An 18,666-nucleotide genomic window follows, 5' to 3' on the forward strand; every position below is an offset into this window, starting at 1 on the left:
TTCGCCGTATGCTTTTGAATTTTCTGGTTATCCCGCCATGCCCGCGACGATCTTCGCAACTTCGGCGAAGACGGGGTTCAACTCCTTCACCGGCGCCGTCGCCTCGGCGATATAGGTCGTCACGAGGATTGGGCCGCGGCCCTTCGGCCAGGTGATGGCGATGTCTGCGGCGGTGCCGTTATTGCCGGTGCCGGTCTTGTCGCCCACCTTCCAGCTTCCCGGCAGACCGGCGCGGAGGCGCGCGCCGCCGGTGGTGTTCGCCACCATCCACCCGATCAGCGTGTTGCGCGAGGGCTCGGACAGCACTGAGCCGAGCGCAACATTGCCGAGCGTGTCCAGCATCGCATCTGGCGTCGTCGTGTCGCGCGGATCGTCCTTCTTGCCTTCGTTCAACGCCGTCTCCCAGCGGTCGAGGCGTGTCGAGCGGTCGCCAATCGAGCGCAGCCATTTGGTCAGCGCCTCCGGGCCGCCGAAGCTTTCGAGCAGCAGATTGCCGGCGGTGTTGTCGCTGAGCGTAATCGCCGCCTTGCAGAGTTCGGCAACGCTCATCCCCTCACCGCCGACGTGTTTTTCCGTTTCGGGCGAATAGGAGACGAGCTTGCTCTCATCATAGATCACGCGGCGCTCAAGATTTTCCTCGCCCTTGTCGACGCGCGAGAGCACCATGGCCGAGGCAAGCACCTTGAAGGTGCTGCACATCGGGAAGCGCTCGGTTTCGCGATAGCCGAGCGTGACCTTCGTCTCGGTGTCGATGACCGAAACGCCGAGCCGGCCGCCGGTGCGCTTTTCAAGCTCCGCCAACCGGCGCTCAATGTCGTCGTCGGTTCCGGAGGCGCGGGCGAAAGGGGCAAGGCAAAGTGCGGGAAAAAGCATCGCCGTCTTCAAGATCATGCGGCGATGGATTGAAAAGTCATTCATGAAATCACTCCGGCTGAATCAACAGACAAAGAGCTAAGCCGCGATTGTGGCGCCTTGCCGTCACGTTTGCGGCTTCATCAAACCGCCTGTCGTTGCGTGACCTCGACGGTTACATGCGACAGCTCGTACAGCGCTTCGAGCTTCGCCTTGTAGAAGGCGGGCTCGCGCGGCTCGGACGTCGCGACGGCAACGATCGCGGCGTGATGGCCCGGGCCGACCTGCCAGACGTGCAGGTCGGTGATGCGGTCACTGCCGGTTTCGATCACTTTGCGGATTTCGCCGGGCAGTTCTTCTCCATCGGCAATCGCATCCAATAATACGCGGCCGGAAGACTTCATCAGACCCCAGGACCATTGCGCGATGATGAGGCCGCCGGCGATGCCCATCAGCGGATCAAGCCAGAGCCAGCCGTAAAGGCTGCCGAAGGAAAGGGCCGCGATTGCGAGCACCGAGGTCAGCGCATCGGCAAGGACGTGTGTGTAGGCGGCGCGCATATTGTTGTCGGTGGTCCCGCCGGCGTGGGCGTGGTCGCCGTGATCATCATGCGCATGGTCGCCGTGGCGATGATGGTGGCCACGCCCGTGATGATCGTTGTCGTCCTTGAGCAGCCAGGCGCTGACGAGATTGACGGCAAGGCCGATGACGGCGACGCCGATCGCCTGTGCGAAGCTGATCGGCACCGGATTGACGATGCGCAGGACGCTTTCCCAAGCCATCAGCAGCGCGATCATCGCGAGAATGATGGCGCTTGCGAAACCCGCCAGCTCGCCGAGCTTGCCGGTGCCGAAGGTAAAGCGCGGATTGCGGGCCTCTTTGCGGGCATAGAGATAGGCGACGGCGGAGATCAAAAGCGCACTTGCATGCGTCGACATATGCCAGCCGTCGGCGACGAGCGCCATGGAGCCGAAAATTGTGCCAGCGCTGATTTCCACAACCATCATTACCGCCGTCAGCGCGATCACGAACCAGACGCGGCGCTCGTTGCGCGCGTGGTCGACGCCCAGGAAGACATGGTCATGTTCCAGCGTTTGTGTGCTCATCACGCGCTCCTTCGATGTCGTCAGCGGATGTAGGTCCGCAGTACTTGCGAAATTTCCTCGACCGCCTCGGCGCGGGCCTTCTCGTCGGCAGCGTGCAATACGTGCTCGTGCAGGTGATCTTCCAGCACCTCGCCGGTCAGCCCGTTCAGCGCGCCGCGGATCGAGGCCAGCAGTTGCAGGATATCGCCGCAGGGACGTTCCGCCTCCAGCGCGCGCTCGACGGCCTCAAGCTGGCCCTTGAGGCGGCTGACCCGGGCGATGAGCTTTTTCTTCTGTCGGATGGTGTGGGACATGAGGGGCCGTTTTGTTAATATAGGGGGGTATGGTATATTCAATGATTGAGAAAGGGAAGCGCGAAACTGGACCGTATTGATGGATGATGTCGGCCCATTGACAAACGGCGCATTCTGGAGAATCTATCGCGCATGATCAAGAACGCGCACATCACCAGCACGTATTTTTGGCTGTACCTGTAAAGGGCGGCCGGACAGATCATTTTGTCAACAAGCCGCCGTCAGGCGGCTTTGTTGTATCGGCAGCGTCCTGACGGCAGAACACCAAGCAAGGACGCTAAGGCCATGATTGCAACCGAAGACAGCGAAATTTCATTGCTCCGACCACCGGTGGTGACGATCCGCACGGCAAAACCACGGGACCTGCCGGCGCTCAACGAGATGATCGCCCTACTTGCCGCCCATCACGGCGACGCGGCCGCCGCCACGCCCGAGCAGTTGGAGCGCGATCTCTTCGGGCCGGTTCCGTGGATCACGGCGCTGGTGGCCGAAACCGATGAAGAGTTGATCGGTTACGCCATCCTCGTGCCGCTCTACAGGGCGCAGGAAGGCAAGCGCGGCATGGACCTGCACCACCTCTTCGTGCGCGACGGCCATCGTGGCCACGGCATCGGCCAGCACCTCGTCAACCGCGCCCGGGAAACCGCGAAGGCTGCCGGCTGCGATTACCTCTCGGTCAGTGCTGCGACCGGCAACATCCAGGCGCACCGTTTCTACCAGCATATGGACTTCACCCCTCGTCCGGTCACGGGCATGCGCTATATGCAGGCGCTGGCTTGAGCGCCCGCCGCTCCAACGGACGAGGAGAGACATATGACACGGCTTGCTGTGGTTCTGACGGAAGCTTTCGCGGATTGGGAAGTCGGACAGCTGACGGCTTCCGCCCGCACCGAATTCGGCTTCGACGTGGTGACGGCGGCGCCGGGCGGTGCGGAGGTGCGTTCCATGGGCGGCCTGCGCGTGACGCCCGATACGGCGGCCGAAGCGCTCGGGGCCGAGGCTTTTGACGGGCTCGTGCTGTGCGGCAGGATGATCTGGGAGACCGAAAAGGCGCCGGATCTGAAGCCCGTCATCGACGATTTCATGGCCCGCGGCAAACTGGTCGCGGGGATCTGCGGCGCGACGCTGGCGCTCGCCAAGGCGGGCGCGCTGAACAATGCCGCGCATACGAGCAACGCCCTGCGTTTTATTGCCGACCTCCCCGGCTATTCCGGACATCGACATTACAAGGACGTGCCGGCCGCGGTGCGCGACGGAATGCTGGTCACCGCTCCGGGTTCGGCGCCCACCACCTTCGCCGCCGAAATCTACCGGGCGCTCGACTTCCGCAACGAGGATCTCGACCAGTATCTCCTGATGTTCGGCGCGGAGCACCAGCCGAAGGCGGCGTGAGGCTCAGGCGGCCGGCTTTCCAGCCGCTCTCGACAGTATCTCTTCCGCCCATTGGTTGAGGCTCGTGCCGGCAAGCTCCGCCGCCTTGGCCGCACGTGCATGGACTTCTGGGTCGACACGGAACATCATCTTGCCGGAATAGGACCTATGCGGTTCCTTGCCCAGCTTGCGGCAGGTTTCGATATAGTCGTCGACGGCCTCGTGGAAAGCCTCCTTCAGGCCATCCACCGTATTGGCATCAAAGCCGACGACATCCGAAATTCCGGCGATGTTTCCAAAGAAAATCTCATCTTCGGCATCAAATTCGATGCGAGCGGCATAGCCTTTGTAATTCATCACGTTCACGGTTCTATTCCCAACGCCTGCAGGAAGCGGCGTGCGTCCTTGATCTGATAGCGCTTCGCCTCCGTCGCTGGATGCGGTCGATGGAAGAGTGCCAACTGACCATCTTTGTCGAAGCGGACGCGCGAACCGTTGCCTTCGATGACCGCACATCCCACTACGATAAGCTGACTCTCGACATCGGCCCGGACGATCGTGCCCGGTACCGGGTCACGAAAGATCGCTTCCAATGTCTTCCACTGCCGGCCGTTCAAACCGGCATGATATACGGATGCTATCACTTTTTGCAAGCATCACCGGCTCGGCACCGCCTTCAAATACGCGGCGATGGCTTCGAGGTCGCTTTTCGGCAGATGCGCGAGGTTCCGCTGGACCTCAGCCATCGAGCCGCCAACCGTGTCGAAGTCCGGAGTGAAGCCGGTTTCGAGGTAGTTGGCGATGTCGGACTCGCTCCAGGAGCCGACGTCCTTCCCTGCCGGGGTGATATTCGGGATGCGGCCCCGGCCCTCCGGGTTCGGGGCCCCTGCAAGCCACATGTCCGGCTCGAAGCCGCCAAGTCCGTTGCGTGGCGTATGGCATTCGCCGCAATGGCCCGGGCCTTCAACGAGATATTGGCCGCGCTTCAGCTTATCATCGGCGTTGGCGAGCACAATGCGGGGCGCGTCGTTGAAATAAAGGAACTTCCAGCCGCCGAGTGCAAGCCGGATATCATAAGGGAACGGCAATTGGTGCGGTGGCGCGACATTGCCGCTTTTGGGCAACGTCTTGATGTAACCGAAAAGGTCGTTGACGTCCTTGTCGCTCATGCGCGCATAGGAGCCGTAGGGGAAGGACGGATAGAGGTGCTGGCCGCCGGGGGCGATGCCGCGCTTCATGGCATTGCCGAATTCGGCGAGCGTCCAGGAACCGATGCCGGCCTTCTCGTCCGGCGAGATATTCGGAACGTGGAAAGTGCCAAAGGGGCTTTTCAGCGCAAGCCCGCCGGACAGCGTCAGCTTGGCGTCGCCTTGGGAACCCGGCGCGGCGTGACAACCGACGCAGCCGCCGGCCCAGAAGACCGTCTCGCCGTTCTTCACATCCGGCTGTCCGAGAGCGGCCCAATGACTTTCCGGCAAAGGGTTCGGCGCCGTGACGAAATAGAAGGCCGCACCGCCGAGGACGCCGACGCCGACGAGACAGAGCACAAACCGGATGAATCTGCGGACCATGCCGCTCCCCTTTTTAGCGACTGCAACGGCCTAAGATAAACCGGTCCGCACCTGCGGCAAGGCAGGCGCGGCCGGCGGATTCGGATTAGGGACGGCCTGTGGCTCAATCCGTCTTTATGCGGTAATTCTCATGACAGCCGCCGCAATTGGCGCCGAGCGTCTTCAGCGCGCCGCCGACGCCGGCGGCATCGGCCGGCAGCTGGGCGAGAATCTTCTCGGCATCGCTACCAAGCTTTGCGGCGCGTGCTTTGAAGTCATCCATTTTCTCCCAGATCTTCGGGCTCGCCGCCTTGTCGCCGGTTTCCGTGCCCGGCTTGAACTGGTCGGGGAAGACCTTGGCTGTCTCGGAGATCGTCGTCAGCGCTGCCTTCACCACCTCGGCATCATAGGGTTTTTCGCCCTTGGCGATTGCCGTCATGGCGCCGGCGGAGCCGCCGACCTTCTTCATCAACGCCGAGCGCGATTCGTGCGTGCCTTCCTGCGCAAGAACCGACGTCACCCCCATGCCGGCGACGAGCACAGCCGCCGCAATTGCTTTGAATTTCATAGATCAACTCCTCTTCGATACCGAGGTCTTTCGAAGACCGGCACCTGACATTCGCGGCCGCATGATGGCAAATTTATACGGGGCGCGAAGTAACAAGTGGGTGATATGACAAGGAATTCAAAATGGTAAAGCGGGCGCATGGTTTATCCCTCACCAACGAAATCCAAGCTTGGCCGGAGGCCAAGGACAAGATTTCATATCCTCTCCCACAGCGGGAGAGGAGGGGACGCCGAACGCGCCGCACGTTCCTCTTCCTTTATGGGAGAGAAAGCAATTTCAACATTTAGCCGCGAGCCAAGTGCTAGAAATTGCAGGTGAAGGGATCTGTCGGCAAGCTTCAGGCCGCCATCTTCCACCCATGCCAGGCCGTCAGCAGCGAGACGGCGATCAGCAGCGCCCCGGCGGCGCGGCCGACGACGATGGTGGCGCCGGGATTGGAGATCAGCAGCGTGCGGCTTCGCGAGGCGGTGAGTGCCACTGCGCCGTAGATCGCGAACTGGGTGGCGAGCGTCATGGCGCCCATGATCAGCCCCTGTAGCCAGATCGGTCCGTAGACGGGTTTGAGGAACTGCGGATAGACGGCGAGCATGAAGAGGTAGGCCTTCGGATTGATGAGGCAGGTGATGGCGCCCTGCCGGAAAGCGCGCCAGCCGGAGCGCACGCTCCCCTCCCCGACTGTATCCACCGTGATCGAGCTGCTGATCAGGGTGAAGCCGATCCAGATCATGTAGGCGGCGCCCAGGAAAAGCAGCGGGTTGAAGAGCGAGGGCAGCAGGCTCGCGAGGATGCCGACGCCGATCGCTCCGTAAAGCGAATGCACCGCGCCGCCGGCCATGATGCCGGCTGTTGCCGCCATGCCGCGGCTGCGGCCGCCGGTCAGGGAGTTCGCGAGCACGAAGAGCATGTCCATGCCCGGCACGATGATGATGCCGAAGAGAAGGGTGAAGTAGAGCCAGAGGTTTTCCGTGTAAGTCATGTCAGTTGTCTGCCTTCGAGCCGGCGGCCGTTTTTCGCGGACTGCCTTGGATTTCAATAGGATTGGCAGGTGCTATACCGAAACACAACTGACAGTGTATTGTCAGGAGCCTTGGAGGAGACCGGCAAAAAATGCGTAAGGCGTCACGCCTTTTCGAGATCATCCAGATCCTGCGGCTGGCGAAGAAGCCGGTGACGGCGCAGGCGATGGCTGACGCGCTGGAAGTGACCGTGCGCTCCATCTATCGCGATATCGCCGCACTGCAGGCGATGCGCGTGCCGATCGAGGGCGGCCGCGGCATTGGCTATATCATGCGCCCCGGCTTCGACCTGCCGCCGCTGATGTTTTCGATCGAGGAGATGGAGGCGATCGTGCTGTCGCTGGCGCTCCTGGAGCGCACCGGCGACGCGGAGCTGAAGCGGGCGGCCAAGCGCGTGAACCACAAGATCGCCAGCGCGGTGCCGGTGCCGCTCCGCCAGGCGATGGAAAACAAGGCGCTCTTTGCCTGGGGCACCGTCGCGCCGCCGCCAGCCGGCTTCGATCTCGGTATGGTGCGCCGAGCGATCCGCGACGAGCAGAAGCTGGCACTGGACTACCGCGACGAACTGGGACGCGCCACCGAGCGCACCATCCGCCCGATCGCGCTGATCTACTATTCGAACTATGCCAACATCGTCGGCTGGTGCGAACTGCGCCAGGCGATCCGCAATTTCCGCAGCGACCGCGTCGAGCATTGCGAAACGGCAAACGCCTTCTTCCGGGGGGAAGGCGACGCGCTGCGGGAAGAATGGATGAACGGCTGGGCGGAAAGGCCGCTTGCTGCCTCGTCCTGACATCAGGACAAGGCCTGCCGGCGATGCGTCAGACGGCGACGGCGGCGACGAGCAGGATCAGGCTGATCAGGCCGAAGACGGCGCGGAAGACATGGGAGCGCTCCCAGCGGTCGCGCAGGACGGTCCAATCCGGCGTGTCGCCGTCTCCATGGGACCTGAAGGCGAAAAAGCGTTTCCCGGCGCCTTCCAACTGATTTTCCTTAAGCCAGAAATTGTTGACCGGATGCGTCACCATCCAATAGATCGCATGCATGGCGAGCAACGCCACGAAGGCACCGGCGGTCAACCAGTAGGTGCCGCTGAAGGGCGGCGTCAGCACGATCAGCGCCAGGATCATGATCAGGCCGAGCGGCTCGGTGACGCCGCCAAAAGTGAAGCCGGGATAGTAGATGGGCTGCACGGCGAGGTATTGCTCCTTCGACAGCCGCATCTTGCCCGGCAGTTCCAGCGCATGGGCAAGGGCGAGCGCCATCGCGACGGCGACAACGAGGACGGTCAGTATTTCAAGAGCCTGGAACATGGTATGGCCTCCTGAAGTCTCGTGACTAACTTTTCAGGAGAGGCATCGGTTCCATCCGGCGGGTAACGATGACGTCTCTACAGCGCCAGCGTGCGGCATTCCTCGCGGCCGAAACCGCGGATTTCGAGGCGGTCTTCGAAGACCTCGACGAGAGCGAAAGTATTTTCCTTCTCGGTGTCGACCATGCCCTTGAAATTGACGAAGTGGCAGCCGCCGGTCTTGCCGTAGTTGCCGGCGTGGTTGTGGCCGCAGAGATAGGCAACGGCGTTGCCATGGCCGGAAAGCAACTCGATGATGCGCTCCCGGTCCCACATGTCGTGCTCATTCGGCGGATAGACGGGATAGTGGTTCATCACGATCACGCGCTCGCGGGCCTCGTCTGCCGCATCCAGTTGGGCCGCAAGCCATGCGAACTGTTCGTCGCTCAGCGATGCGTTCCAGCGATGGGCGTTTATCGCGCCCGTTGCCGCCAGCGCCGCCAGCCGCTCGGCTGCGAGCTCGCGGTATGGATGCCCTACAGGCGGCGCGGAGGTGCTGACTTCGTTGCCGTTCAAAACGACGAAGCGCCAGCTGTGGTGCGAGAAGGCATAATAGGGCGATGGCATGCCGACGCGGGCGGAAACAAAGGCAAGACGCTCAGCCGGCACCGCGAAATCGTGATTGCCGAGCAGGAACAGGTTCTCGTGCCGGAGCTTTTCGTAGACCGGCAGGATATCGTCGAAGCTCTCCCAAATGCCGTCGATGAGATCGCCGAGCGTCATCACGAAGCTCAGTTCCTCGCCGTTGAACACCTCGATCGCCTCGGCGAGCTTTGCGAGGCTGTTGGCATAATAGCGGTCCATCGCGACATTCGGCGCGATCGCTGCATATTGCGGGTCGGCGATGATGCCGAAGCGGAAAAGGGGAAAATCGGAAGAGGGCATGGCGGTTGCATTAGGAGCGTCGGGTGACAGGGCTGTGACAGGGTGGCGGCGATGTATTCATACCGGCAAAGCTTGCGCGGACGATCCTGCTACAAACAGGCACCCTACCCGACTTGATCGTAAAGACGAAAACACCCGGCGCTTTTGACGCCGGGTGCAAAATCCGTTTCGCGATGAGCCGCTTACTTCGTAGCTTCTTCGTAGCGCTCCAGGACGTAGTCCCAGTTGATCAGGCTGTCGATAAAGGCTTCGAGGTATTTCGGGCGGGCGTTGCGGTAGTCGATGTAGTAGGAATGCTCCCAGACATCGACGCCGAGGATCGGGGTGGCGCCGTGCACGAGCGGGTTTTCGCCGTTCGGCGTTTTGGAGATTTCGAGCTTGCCGTTCTTGACGGAAACCCAGGCCCAGCCGGAGCCGAACTGGGTGGCGCCGGCATTGGCGAAATCGGCCTTGAACTTGTCGTAGCCGCCGAGGTCGGAGGTGAAGGCCGCTTCCAGCTTGCCCGGCAGCTTGTTGCCGCCGCCGCCCTTCTTCATCCACTTCCAGAAATGGACGTGATTGTAGTGCTGGGCGGCATTGTTGAAGAGGCCGGCATTGGTGCCGAAGGACTTCTTCACGACCTCTTCGAGCGAAAGATCGGCGAGGCCTGCTTCAGCCGCGAGCTTGTTGCCGTTGTCGACGTAAGCCTTGTGGTGCTTGTCATGGTGGAACTCCAGCGTCTCCTTCGACATGAAAGGTGCGAGAGCTTCGTAGTCGTACGGGAGTGCGGGCAATTCGAAAGCCATTGTAGATCTCCTCTTGGCAATAGATTGCGGGATCGGCAGGTGAGGCGGAACATAGGAGCGGAAAACGGAGGGTGGCAACGGTGGAAACATCAAAAAAAGGCCGCCTCCGAGGAAAATTTGCCTCGCCCGCAAGTCTGGCTTCGGCGGCCAAAATCGCCCATCATCGGCATGCAGCCGCGCTTCCGGCAGACACCCTGGCCCAAGGGAACCAAGATGCAGAGGAATAATATCCGTCTTTCCGCAGCGATCCTCGTTTTTTTGACCGCAGGCGGCGCCCAGGCGTCCTCCGACGAGGCATGGAAGGAATTTGCCGCTGATGTGGAGGCCAAGTGCAGGCAAGCGGCGGCGGCTTCCATCGCGGATGCACGGGCGGTCGTCGATCCGTTCGGCAGCGAGCATTACGGGCTGGCGCTGGTGACGGGCAGGCCGAAAGGCGCCAACGGCTTCGTCACCCATATCTGCGTTTACGACAAGCAATCGAAAGCCGTGGAAATCGGCAGCGAACTGGACACGCCGACGCTCAACCTGCTTCCGGAAGAGTAGGCGCGCCGCCCGCCCGGCATACCTCCAGCGGCGTAAGCGATCCGCTGCTTTTGCGGGCCTTGTTTTCGCCGGGATTTTAATGGTTTCTTAAGAGGATACCACCGGGAGGAAACCCATGGCGCTCGGCGCATCCCATCGCCTGCAGGACGGCATCGACGCCGTCGAAACAATGACGCGTTTCGCGTTCGCCGTCCTAGCGCTCGCATCCGGCGTCTACACTTATCTCGGCGTGCGCAGCATCCTCGACGGTTCGGCGACGGCCGTCTTCTTCGCCGCCCTCATCTATTCCAGCGCGGTCTCGGTGGCGATCTATGCCTTCTGGACCTACATGGCGCGCTTCTATCCGCATGTGACGGGTGCCGCGGGACGCGGTGCGATGCTGGGCGTCATGGCGCTCGGCTGTGCGATGATCATCGCCATGTCGAGCTGGCTGAACGCGGCGGCACTCGCGGGCTCGGCCGCACTCGAACAGCATCTTGCCGAGACGCTGGAGGATTACACCGCCGACCTCGACAAGGCGCATCAGAACGCGCTGGCGGCCCAAAGCCTGCTGCCGGACATCCAGCGCACGCAGGAGCGCTTCGAGCGGCTGGCCGACCAGGAGCGGGAAACCGGCGCGCTGACCGGCACGACCGGCGCCGGCAGCGTCGTGCAGCTTCTGTCGCAGATGGCATCGCAGCTGACGGAGCTCGAAAACGGCATCACTGCCTCGCGCGAGCGCGTCACCTCGCTGTTCGACGAAGGCCGCAAGCACCTGGAAACGATGCGCACGCTGGTTTCGGCCCCGGGCGCCATCGATCCGCGCGCCGACCAGTTCGCCGCCGAAGTCGTCGGGCTTTCCGGCGTCATCACCTCGCTGGAGCAGACCTCCATCGCGCCGTCGGTGAAGCGGGCGGCGGAAGACCTTTCGCTCGGCTTCATCGCCCCCGTCGCCGATGGCCGCGAGGCGGATCTTGCCACAAGGCAGGATCAGGTCATGGAGACGATCCGATCCTCGGTCGCGGCGCAATCCAAGGTGCTGTCACAGGCCGCCGACCAGATCCTTTCGCGCCAACCGGTCGCCGAGCGGCGGTTCGTGCCGCTCTCCTCGGCCGAAGCGGTGCTGCGCTATGCGTCCGACTTCATCCCGAGCTGGGCCGGCGCAATCTCGATCGATATCCTGCCGGCGGTGCTGATCTTCATGCTGTCGATCGTCCACTCGACGTTGCGGCGCCAGGAACAGCGCCTGCCGTTTGCCGAGCGCATCACCGCGGCCGAGCTTCTGCAGGCGCTGGAGGTGCAGCGGGCCGTCCGGCAGAGCGGCGTCGATCTCGAAACCGCGCTCGCCGAGGCAGAGAAAAGCGAAACGCCGGACCAATCGAACATTGCGAGCTTCGATCTTTCCGGCAAGGGCCCGAGGAAGGGACCGCCCGCATGAGGCTGGAGACTGCAGGACGGCGGCTGAAAGATTACGTGCTTTCGGCAGATGACGGCGCGCTCATGCGGCATGTTTTCCACGCCCTGCTTTCTGCGGCGATCGTGCTTGCCGTCATCGACTGGCGCGAAATCAGCGCCGCCAATGCGGAACTGCCGGGCTTCGACCCGGCGCAGCCGGAGACGATGCCGGTGCTGCCGCCGGCGCTGACGGAGGGCGGGCCGCAGGCATCACCCTCCGAGATCACCACCAGCATCGAGCTCCTCAAGCAGCCGATCCGCTTCGAGCTCAAACCGGGTGGCGTGCTTCTGGCGCAAGGGGCGATCGAGTCGGGTGCGGCCGCCCGCTTCGAAAAGGAGATCGCGGCGCGCGGCGAATATGTAAAGACCATTTCGCTGGATTCGCCGGGCGGTGCCGTCGGCGATGCGCTGGCGATGTCGAAGCTCATCCGCGAACGGAAGATCGGCACAAGGGTGGCGGGCGGCGCGCTCTGCGCCTCCTCCTGCCCGATCATCATGGCCGGCGGCGTGACCCGCGAGGCCGAGAACGGCGCCGTCATCGGCGTGCATCAGGTCTTCAACGGTTCGAAGGAGAAGCTTTCGCCGGAGCGCGCCATGTCAGAGGCGCAGCGCACGACAGCCGACGTCACCCGCCATCTCGGCGAGATGGGCATCAAGCCCGGCCTGTGGCTGCATGCGATGGAGACGCCGCCCGACCGGCTCTATTATCTGACGCCGGAAGAAATCAGAAAATTCGCGCTGGCGACGGCGCCGGAAAAGGTGGCGGCCCGGAAGACAAAATAAAGCCGGGGCAGCATTTCCGTCCCGGCTTCGCCAATCTCAGCGTTTACCGATCGCTGCGCCGCTCAGAAGCTGCTGCGCTCGTAGCGGTCATAGCGGTCGTGGCGGCCCCAGTCGCGGTCGCGGTCGTGGCGATGGTGACGCGGGCGCTCCCAGCCCCAACCCCAGCGCTGGGGCGGCGGACCCCAGTAACGCGGCGGCGGGCGGTAGAAGCGCGGGCGGCATTCGCCCCAGCGGGTCAGACGCCACCCCGGGCCGCAGGCATAGTCGACCTTGGTGATGGCAGACGGGGCGGCGGGTTCGGCATGCGCCGGCGCCATCGGCATCGCTTCGGCGGAAACTGCCGAAAGGCCTCCGATAACGAGCGCTGCTGCCAGCGAGATAATCTTCATTGCGTGTCTCCATAAATCCAGCCGAAGCGAGATTTAGCCCCGCGGCCCTGAACCGATAATGAACTGCCCGTTCATCAACGCGCAGGCATCAACGCGCAGGCGCGGGCAGAACGCGCGAGGTCTTCACCGGATGGATTTCCGGCCACGCCGGATTGTCCGGCGCCGGCTTGGAGCCGATTGCCGATACCGATACGACGATCGCGGTTACAGCCGAGAAGAGCACGAGTACATGGGTCATAGCTTCCGATCCTCAATGGTTGGTTCCCAGCCACAGGGGCGCAAACTGATGCGGGAGGATGAACGAAAGCCTAAGCGATATGGTTAAGGTCAGAGTTATGTAGCAAAATTCCACAGTTCGAATCTGAACGCCAAGGCTATTCATCCCGCGGCGAGAGAGAGCCTCTTCCTTTTATTTCCGCGACGATTGCAGCTTTGACCTGGTTGAAGAATCCTCGGGAATGAACCCGTAATCAACGCGTTGGGATCATCAGGCCGTGGACGAAATTCATAGCCGGGCCAGATAAAGCGGTTCAATTGGGTTAGCCGCAGCCAATGCCGCGCACCGTCCAGACCAACGCATAATCCCCTCTACAAGAAATAAGTGGCGGACAGTCTCGATATCCATCAGATTCGTTAGCGGGCGGCACTAGAATGATGATCACGAATAAAAGGCCTTATCGCGCGAGACTTGGACCTGAAGCAAGGCTCGTCGAACACTGCGGAAGGAACTTTTCTCGCCCGCCATGTGTTGATTGGGGAAGCCGCCGGTTCGGGGACTTTTATGACGCTTGATTTCATCTTCTTCGTACTGGTCGGTTTCTGCGCGCAAATCGTCGACGGCGCGCTCGGCATGGCGTTCGGGGTGCTCTCGACGACGAGCCTCCTGGCGCTTGGCGTGCCGGTCGCCAATGCCAGCGCGATGACGCATGTGGCGGAGATCTTCACGACCGCGGCGTCGGGCGCATCGCATGTCTATCACCGCAATGTCGACTGGAAGCTCGTGGTGCGGCTGGCGCCTGCGGGCATGATCGGAGGGGCGGTCGGGGCCTATATTCTCGCCAATGTCGACGGGAAGGCGATCGAGCCCTTCGTTTCGGCCTATCTGATCACGGTCGGCCTCATCATTCTCTTCAAGGCGTTCCAGCCGCGCTGGCCGCGCGACGTCAAGGACTGGATCGTGCCGCCCGTCGGGCTTGGCGGCGGCGTGCTCGACGCGATCGGCGGCGGCGGCTGGGGTCCGATCGTTACCAGCACGCTCGTCGGCCGCGGGCACGATCCGAAAAAGGTGATCGGCTCCACCAGCCTCACCGAATTCGCGGTGACCGCGATCATCTCGCTCACCTTCATGCTGACGCTCGGCTGGTCAGAGCTGAGCTCGGCGATCGGCCTCATCGTCGGCGGCGTAATCGCCGCGCCGCTCGGCGCGATGCTCGTCAGGCGCCTGCCGGTCAAGCCCTTGATGATCACCGTCTCGCTCGTCATCATCTCGACGACGGCGATACGGTTTTTCTAGGGGGTGGGCGGCACAGCCTTCCAAGATGTCGTCTTCGCTTATTGCTTCGACGTTCGCGCCTTGCGTCGCTCACCCCTCATCCGACCCTCCGGGCCACCCTCTCCCCTCGGGGAGAGGGCAGGGTAAGGGGCGGCGGAATGCAGAGCTGTGATGCCACTCCCAGAACTAAGCTTCCCGCCCGAAATAAACCTCCACTGCAGCAAGCTTGCCGTCCTTGAAGCGCAGCGTCTCCATGTTGCGGAAGGCGCTGCCGTCGTGCTTTGCGGCGCGGTAGCGGACGACGGCTTCCTCGCCGTCGATCGCCAGGAATTCGATCTCCATGCTGCGAAACGGCGGCGGTTCCGGCCAGCATCGGTCGAAATATTCGTGGCGGCCGATATGGTCGTCGCGCGGGCTGGAGAAGGTGAAATCGTCGCTCAGCATGTCCCGAACGATGTCCTTGCGGCCTTGGACATAGGCGTCGTAGAGGCCACGGACGGTTTCTTCGCGGATTGTCATCGCAGTTCTCCTCCTCTTCAAATCCGATTGCAGATTGCAATCAGTTGATAGCAGAAAAGGACACTAGGCGCAAATCGCCGGACGGTTGCGGCTCGATCCGTCCTTGGCACCGGAGCCGGCGGGGCGTAGGCTCGTGCCTCTTCCAAAACAGTACCCATAGAGATCCCGACATGACAGAGACGCAGATGGACGCGGCGGACGCGGCGGCCGGGTCAGCCTACTGGAAACGCAACCTCGCCATTTCGCTGACCGGTTCCTTCACCACCATCGTGGCGATGACGCTGCTGCTTCCCTTCCTGCCGCTTTATGTCGAGGAACTCGGCGTCGGCGACCATGCGGCGATCGTGCAGTGGTCGGGCATTGCCTATGGCGCGACCTTCTTCGCCGCCGCGCTTGTGGCACCGCTCTGGGGGCGGCTCGGCGACATCTACGGGCGCAAGCTGATGCTGGTGCGCGCCAGTCTCGGCATGACGATCGCCATCTCGCTGATGGGCATGGCGGGGAACGTCTGGCAGCTGGTGGCGCTCAGGCTTTTCGTCGGGCTTGCGGGCGGCTATGCCTCGGGCTCCATGGTGCTGGTCGCGACGCAGACGCCGAAGGACCGCTCGGCCTGGGCGCTCGGGGTTCTGTCCTCGGGCATCATGGCGGGCAATCTCGTCGGGCCGCTGATCGGCGGGGCGCTGCCGCCCGTCATCGGCATCCGCGGCACGTTTCTCGCGGCAGGCAGCGTGATTTTCCTCGCGTTTCTCGCGACCGCCTTCCTGATCAAGGAGGAGAAGTCCCCTGCCCGCAAACAGGCGGCGAAAGCTAGCGGCGGCTGGCGCGCGATCCCGGACAAGGGCCCGGTGGTCGCCATGCTTGCGACCGGCCTGCTTTTGATGCTCGCCAACATGTCGATCGAGCCGATCATCACCGTCTATGTGGCGCAGCTGGTGGAGAACCAGGGGCAGGTGACGATGACCGCCGGCATCGTCATGTCGGCGGCGGCACTCGGCAGCATCCTTTCGGCGGCGCGCCTCGGCAAGCTCGCCGACCGGCTCGGGCACTGGCCGGTGATCGCTGGTGCGCTTGCCGTTGCGGGCCTCCTCCTGGTTCCGCAGGCCTTCGTCACCGAGCCCTGGCAGCTGATCGTGCTGCGCCTCCTGATGGGCATTGCGCTCGGCGGACTGCTGCCCTGCATCACCGCCGTCATCCGCCACAGCGTGCCGGACAGCGCCGCCGGTAGCATTCTCGGGCTTTCGATCTCGACGCAATATGCCGGCCAGGTCGCCGGCCCGGTGCTCGGCGGCTTCGTCGGCGGCCATATCGGCATGAGGGCGGTCTTTCTCGGCACCTGCGTGCTGCTCCTGGCGGGTGCGGCCTATGCGTGGATGGTGCGGCCGAGGGAGGACAACTTATGATAGTTCGTGGCGGAGGCCCTCACCCTACCCTCTCCCCCGAGGGGAGAGGGTGCCCGAAGGGCGGATGAGGGGGCGGCACGGCAGATCAGGCCACTACTCACGCCAGCATGCGCACATTCGGCTCGCGGTACCAGTAGCGCTTGGCGGCGGCATCGAGGAATGCGCCGCCGTCCAAGATGATCACGCCCTCATCCGGTTCGACGCCGGCCTTGTGAAGCAGGGGCAAGGCTTCCGGCGTGTGGCCGATCGCCTTCAGGTGCACGAAGGCATTCATCACCCATTGCACCGCGGCACCTTCCTTCAGCAATATCCCGGTTCCCTCCCCGGACAGGAGAACCGCCACAGCGTCGAATATCTGCGACGGAGAACCTGCGAGCTGGCCATCGGCTTTTATGACGCTGCCGTCCGACAGCCTTGCCTTCCCGACCTTCGGGGCAACGACAAAGGCCGTCGCATTCGCATCCTCGATCGAGTTCACCAGAGATTGCAGGGCGTGGGCGTCGCTGCCGTCGGCGATCAGGATGCCGATCTTACGGCCCTCGACCGTCTGCTTCATGTTCTTCTGGATCGAAAGCGCCGGCGACGGGGCCATGTCGACCGGCTCGCGGGCGGCGGGATTCTTCTCTGGCAAGTCAATGCCGAGACCTTCGGCGACACGCTTGGCAAGCTCGGGATCGACGTTCAAGAGGTTACCGACCATGCGCGGCGGCACTTGCTTCAGGCCGACCTTGGAAAGCTCGAAGACGAAGGACGAGGCGATGTGGGCCTGTTCCGAATGCGTCTGCGATTTCCAGAACAACCGCGCCTGGCTGTAGTGGTCGGCGAAAAGTTCGGCGCGGATGCGCAGCTTGTCGCCCTGTTCCTCGGTTCCGGTTGCAGCTTTGAACGTCGGGAAGCCGGTGACGGGACATTCGCGTGGTCCGCCACCCTCGCCATGCGTCACAAGGCTGTTCGGCTCGTAATTGGCGCGGCCCGCCGGGACATTCATCTGCATCTGTCCGTCACGCTGGAAGTTCATGACCGGACATTTCGGCGCGTTGATCGGCAGCTGATGGAAATTCGCGGTGCCGAGGCGCGATTTCTGCGTGTCGAGATAGCTAAAGAGGCGCCCCTGCAGCAGCGGGTCATTGGTGAAATCGACGCCGGGCACGATATTGGCAGGGCAAAAGGCAACCTGTTCGGTCTCGGCAAAGAAATTGTCCGGGTTGCGATCCAGCACGAGGCGGCCCACGATTTTCAGCGGCAGCACTTCCTCCGGGATGATCTTGGTGGCATCGAGCACGTCATAGGGCTGCTTGCCGGCGAAATCCTCATCGAAAAGCTGCAGGCCGAGTTCCCATTCCGGGAAGTTTCCGGCTTCGATCGCCTCATAGAGATCGCGGCGATGGAAATCGTTATCGGCCGCCTGCAGCTTCAACGCCTCGTCCCAGACGGTCGATTGGAGACCGAGCTTCGGCTTCCAGTGGAACTTCACGAAGGTCGACTTTCCAGTCTTATCGATGAAACGGAACGTGTGGACGCCGAAGCCCTGCATCATCCGGAAGGAGCGCGGGATGGCGCGGTCGGACATCGCCCACATCAGCATGTGGGTGCTTTCGGGCATCAGCGACGCCCAGTCCCAGAAGGTGTCATGAGCGCTGCCGGCCTGCGGATAGGCACGGTCGGCCTCCATCTTCACCGCGTGGACGAGATCGGGAAACTTGATGGCATCCTGAATGAAGAAGACCGGGATATTGTTGCCGACCAGATCCCAATTGCCTTCCTTCGTATAGAACTTGACCGCAAAGCCGCGCACGTCGCGCGGGGTGTCGACCGAACCGGCACCGCCGGCAACCGTCGAGAAGCGCACGAAGACCGGCGTCTTCTCGCCCTTGCGCTGGAAAAGGTCGGCCTTGGTGATGCCGGAAAGTGATTCCGTCAGTTCGAAATACCCGTGTGCCGCGGAACCGCGGGCATGGACGATCCGCTCCGGGATCCGCTCATGGTCGAAATGGAAGATCTTCTCGCGCAGCACGAAATCCTCGAGCAGCGTCGGGCCGCGCGTGCCCGAGCGCAGGCTGTTCTGATTGTCAGAAATCCGGATGCCCTGATTTGTGGTCAGGTGATCGAGGCCCTCGTGCGGACCTTTCTCGGGGATACGCTGATGCGTCTCGCCGCCATTGCCGCGGCTGGTATCGAACGGGTTGTCGGACATGATACGTCCCTCATTTTGCGTGATAGACGCCAAACGAGGACGGTGGGCAAATGTTCCTCCCGGGGTGCCGGCAATCGAGTTCCGCCACCTTACGCCTGCTGAGCGCTTGAAATTCGCCGCGTGGCTGCGATACTC

At 62.7% G+C, this 18,666-nt stretch carries 23 protein-coding genes; 8 read left to right on the forward strand and 15 right to left on the reverse strand.

Annotated elements, in window-relative coordinates:
- Positions 1–27 precede the first annotated feature (27 nt).
- The 3 genes from bla to dmeR form a co-directional block, all read right to left on the reverse strand.
- Entirely contained in the window at positions 28–918 is an 891-nt protein-coding gene (bla, locus tag ACZ9BX_RS10155) for a class A beta-lactamase (protein WP_476217584.1), read from the reverse strand.
- Between the two features lie 77 nt (positions 919–995).
- Positions 996–1,958: a CDF family Co(II)/Ni(II) efflux transporter DmeF gene (gene dmeF / locus ACZ9BX_RS10160; RefSeq protein ID WP_476217586.1), complete on the reverse strand. Its 963-nt coding sequence runs from the start codon at positions 1,956–1,958 to the stop codon at positions 996–998.
- A 20-nt stretch (positions 1,959–1,978) separates the two neighbouring features.
- Complete coding sequence (dmeR, locus tag ACZ9BX_RS10165; RefSeq protein WP_039844305.1) at positions 1,979–2,251, reverse strand: Ni(II)/Co(II)-sensing transcriptional repressor DmeR; 273 nt, start codon at positions 2,249–2,251, stop codon at positions 1,979–1,981.
- 204 nt (positions 2,252–2,455) lie between these two features.
- Between dmeR and ACZ9BX_RS10170 the strand changes: the two genes are divergently transcribed.
- Both ACZ9BX_RS10170 and ACZ9BX_RS10175 read left to right on the forward strand, forming a co-directional pair.
- Positions 2,456–3,031 carry a GNAT family N-acetyltransferase gene (locus ACZ9BX_RS10170; protein ID WP_198521640.1) on the forward strand — a complete coding sequence of 192 codons (576 nt, stop codon included), beginning with the start codon at positions 2,456–2,458 and terminating at the stop codon, positions 3,029–3,031.
- A gap of 33 nt (positions 3,032–3,064) precedes the next feature.
- The gene (locus tag ACZ9BX_RS10175) at positions 3,065–3,643 is read left to right on the forward strand and encodes a type 1 glutamine amidotransferase family protein (protein ID WP_476217589.1); all 579 of its coding nucleotides are present in this window, start codon (positions 3,065–3,067) and stop codon (positions 3,641–3,643) included.
- Positions 3,644–3,646: 3 nt separating this feature from the next.
- Here ACZ9BX_RS10175 and ACZ9BX_RS10180 read toward each other — a convergent pair whose 3' ends face one another.
- The 5 genes from ACZ9BX_RS10180 to ACZ9BX_RS10200 form a co-directional block, all read right to left on the reverse strand.
- Positions 3,647–3,988: a type II toxin-antitoxin system HicB family antitoxin gene (locus tag ACZ9BX_RS10180; protein ID WP_476217591.1), complete on the reverse strand. Its 342-nt coding sequence runs from the start codon at positions 3,986–3,988 to the stop codon at positions 3,647–3,649.
- The gene (locus ACZ9BX_RS10185) at positions 3,985–4,266 is read right to left on the reverse strand and encodes a type II toxin-antitoxin system HicA family toxin (RefSeq protein ID WP_476217593.1); all 282 of its coding nucleotides are present in this window, start codon (positions 4,264–4,266) and stop codon (positions 3,985–3,987) included. Before ACZ9BX_RS10185 ends, ACZ9BX_RS10180 begins: the two co-directional genes overlap by 4 nt.
- Before the next feature lie 12 nt (positions 4,267–4,278).
- Positions 4,279–5,193: a c-type cytochrome gene (locus ACZ9BX_RS10190; protein WP_476217595.1), complete on the reverse strand. Its 915-nt coding sequence runs from the start codon at positions 5,191–5,193 to the stop codon at positions 4,279–4,281.
- A 103-nt stretch (positions 5,194–5,296) separates the two neighbouring features.
- A complete protein-coding gene (locus ACZ9BX_RS10195; RefSeq protein WP_476217597.1) occupies positions 5,297–5,740 on the reverse strand; it encodes a c-type cytochrome in 444 nt (147 codons plus the stop codon).
- A gap of 337 nt (positions 5,741–6,077) precedes the next feature.
- The gene (locus ACZ9BX_RS10200) at positions 6,078–6,716 is read right to left on the reverse strand and encodes a LysE family translocator (protein ID WP_476217599.1); all 639 of its coding nucleotides are present in this window, start codon (positions 6,714–6,716) and stop codon (positions 6,078–6,080) included.
- A gap of 131 nt (positions 6,717–6,847) precedes the next feature.
- On the opposite strand from ACZ9BX_RS10200, the gene ACZ9BX_RS10205 reads away from it, so the two are divergent.
- A complete protein-coding gene (locus ACZ9BX_RS10205) occupies positions 6,848–7,549 on the forward strand; it encodes a helix-turn-helix transcriptional regulator (protein ID WP_476217601.1) in 702 nt (233 codons plus the stop codon).
- 28 nt (positions 7,550–7,577) lie between these two features.
- On the opposite strand, the gene ACZ9BX_RS10210 is transcribed toward ACZ9BX_RS10205, so the two are convergent.
- From ACZ9BX_RS10210 to ACZ9BX_RS10220, 3 genes are all read right to left on the reverse strand, one after another.
- Positions 7,578–8,069, reverse strand: coding sequence for an anthrone oxygenase family protein (locus ACZ9BX_RS10210; protein ID WP_476217603.1), 492 nt, complete (start codon positions 8,067–8,069; stop codon positions 7,578–7,580).
- A gap of 77 nt (positions 8,070–8,146) precedes the next feature.
- A complete protein-coding gene (locus tag ACZ9BX_RS10215) occupies positions 8,147–8,992 on the reverse strand; it encodes a metallophosphoesterase (protein WP_476217605.1) in 846 nt (281 codons plus the stop codon).
- Between the two features lie 182 nt (positions 8,993–9,174).
- On the reverse strand, positions 9,175–9,777 hold the full coding sequence (locus ACZ9BX_RS10220; protein WP_476217607.1) for a superoxide dismutase: 603 nt from the start codon (positions 9,775–9,777) through the stop codon (positions 9,175–9,177).
- Between the two features lie 213 nt (positions 9,778–9,990).
- Between ACZ9BX_RS10220 and ACZ9BX_RS10225 the strand changes: the two genes are divergently transcribed.
- The 3 genes from ACZ9BX_RS10225 (at position 9,991) to ACZ9BX_RS10235 (ending at position 12,537) form a co-directional block, all read left to right on the forward strand.
- On the forward strand, positions 9,991–10,320 hold the full coding sequence (locus ACZ9BX_RS10225) for a hypothetical protein (RefSeq protein WP_087002655.1): 330 nt from the start codon (positions 9,991–9,993) through the stop codon (positions 10,318–10,320).
- Positions 10,321–10,435: 115 nt separating this feature from the next.
- Positions 10,436–11,737 (forward strand): hypothetical protein, encoded by a 1,302-nt coding sequence (locus ACZ9BX_RS10230; protein ID WP_476217610.1) that lies wholly within the window; start codon positions 10,436–10,438, stop codon positions 11,735–11,737.
- Complete coding sequence (locus tag ACZ9BX_RS10235) at positions 11,734–12,537, forward strand: COG3904 family protein (RefSeq protein WP_476217612.1); 804 nt, start codon at positions 11,734–11,736, stop codon at positions 12,535–12,537. The genes ACZ9BX_RS10230 and ACZ9BX_RS10235 overlap by 4 nt, the downstream gene beginning before the upstream one ends.
- Positions 12,538–12,599: 62 nt before the next feature.
- On the opposite strand, the gene ACZ9BX_RS10240 is transcribed toward ACZ9BX_RS10235, so the two are convergent.
- Together ACZ9BX_RS10240 and ACZ9BX_RS10245 are read right to left on the reverse strand one after the other, a co-directional pair.
- A complete protein-coding gene (locus ACZ9BX_RS10240; RefSeq protein ID WP_087002610.1) occupies positions 12,600–12,926 on the reverse strand; it encodes a GCG_CRPN prefix-to-repeats domain-containing protein in 327 nt (108 codons plus the stop codon).
- Positions 12,927–13,014: 88 nt separating this feature from the next.
- On the reverse strand, positions 13,015–13,164 hold the full coding sequence (locus ACZ9BX_RS10245) for a hypothetical protein (protein ID WP_165928111.1): 150 nt from the start codon (positions 13,162–13,164) through the stop codon (positions 13,015–13,017).
- A gap of 543 nt (positions 13,165–13,707) precedes the next feature.
- On the opposite strand from ACZ9BX_RS10245, the gene ACZ9BX_RS10250 reads away from it, so the two are divergent.
- A complete protein-coding gene (locus ACZ9BX_RS10250) occupies positions 13,708–14,439 on the forward strand; it encodes a sulfite exporter TauE/SafE family protein (protein ID WP_476217615.1) in 732 nt (243 codons plus the stop codon).
- Between the two features lie 165 nt (positions 14,440–14,604).
- Here the strand turns inward: ACZ9BX_RS10250 and ACZ9BX_RS10255 are convergent, their stop codons facing one another.
- On the reverse strand, positions 14,605–14,937 hold the full coding sequence (locus ACZ9BX_RS10255) for a nuclear transport factor 2 family protein (RefSeq protein WP_476217617.1): 333 nt from the start codon (positions 14,935–14,937) through the stop codon (positions 14,605–14,607).
- A 170-nt stretch (positions 14,938–15,107) separates the two neighbouring features.
- Between ACZ9BX_RS10255 and ACZ9BX_RS10260 the strand changes: the two genes are divergently transcribed.
- Positions 15,108–16,337 carry a multidrug efflux MFS transporter gene (locus ACZ9BX_RS10260; RefSeq protein ID WP_476217619.1) on the forward strand — a complete coding sequence of 410 codons (1,230 nt, stop codon included), beginning with the start codon at positions 15,108–15,110 and terminating at the stop codon, positions 16,335–16,337.
- Between the two features lie 97 nt (positions 16,338–16,434).
- On the opposite strand, the gene ACZ9BX_RS10265 is transcribed toward ACZ9BX_RS10260, so the two are convergent.
- On the reverse strand, positions 16,435–18,531 hold the full coding sequence (locus ACZ9BX_RS10265; protein WP_476217621.1) for a catalase: 2,097 nt from the start codon (positions 18,529–18,531) through the stop codon (positions 16,435–16,437).
- Positions 18,532–18,666: the final 135 nt, after the last annotated feature.

This window comes from Rhizobium sp. USDA 3886 (assembly GCF_056279785.1).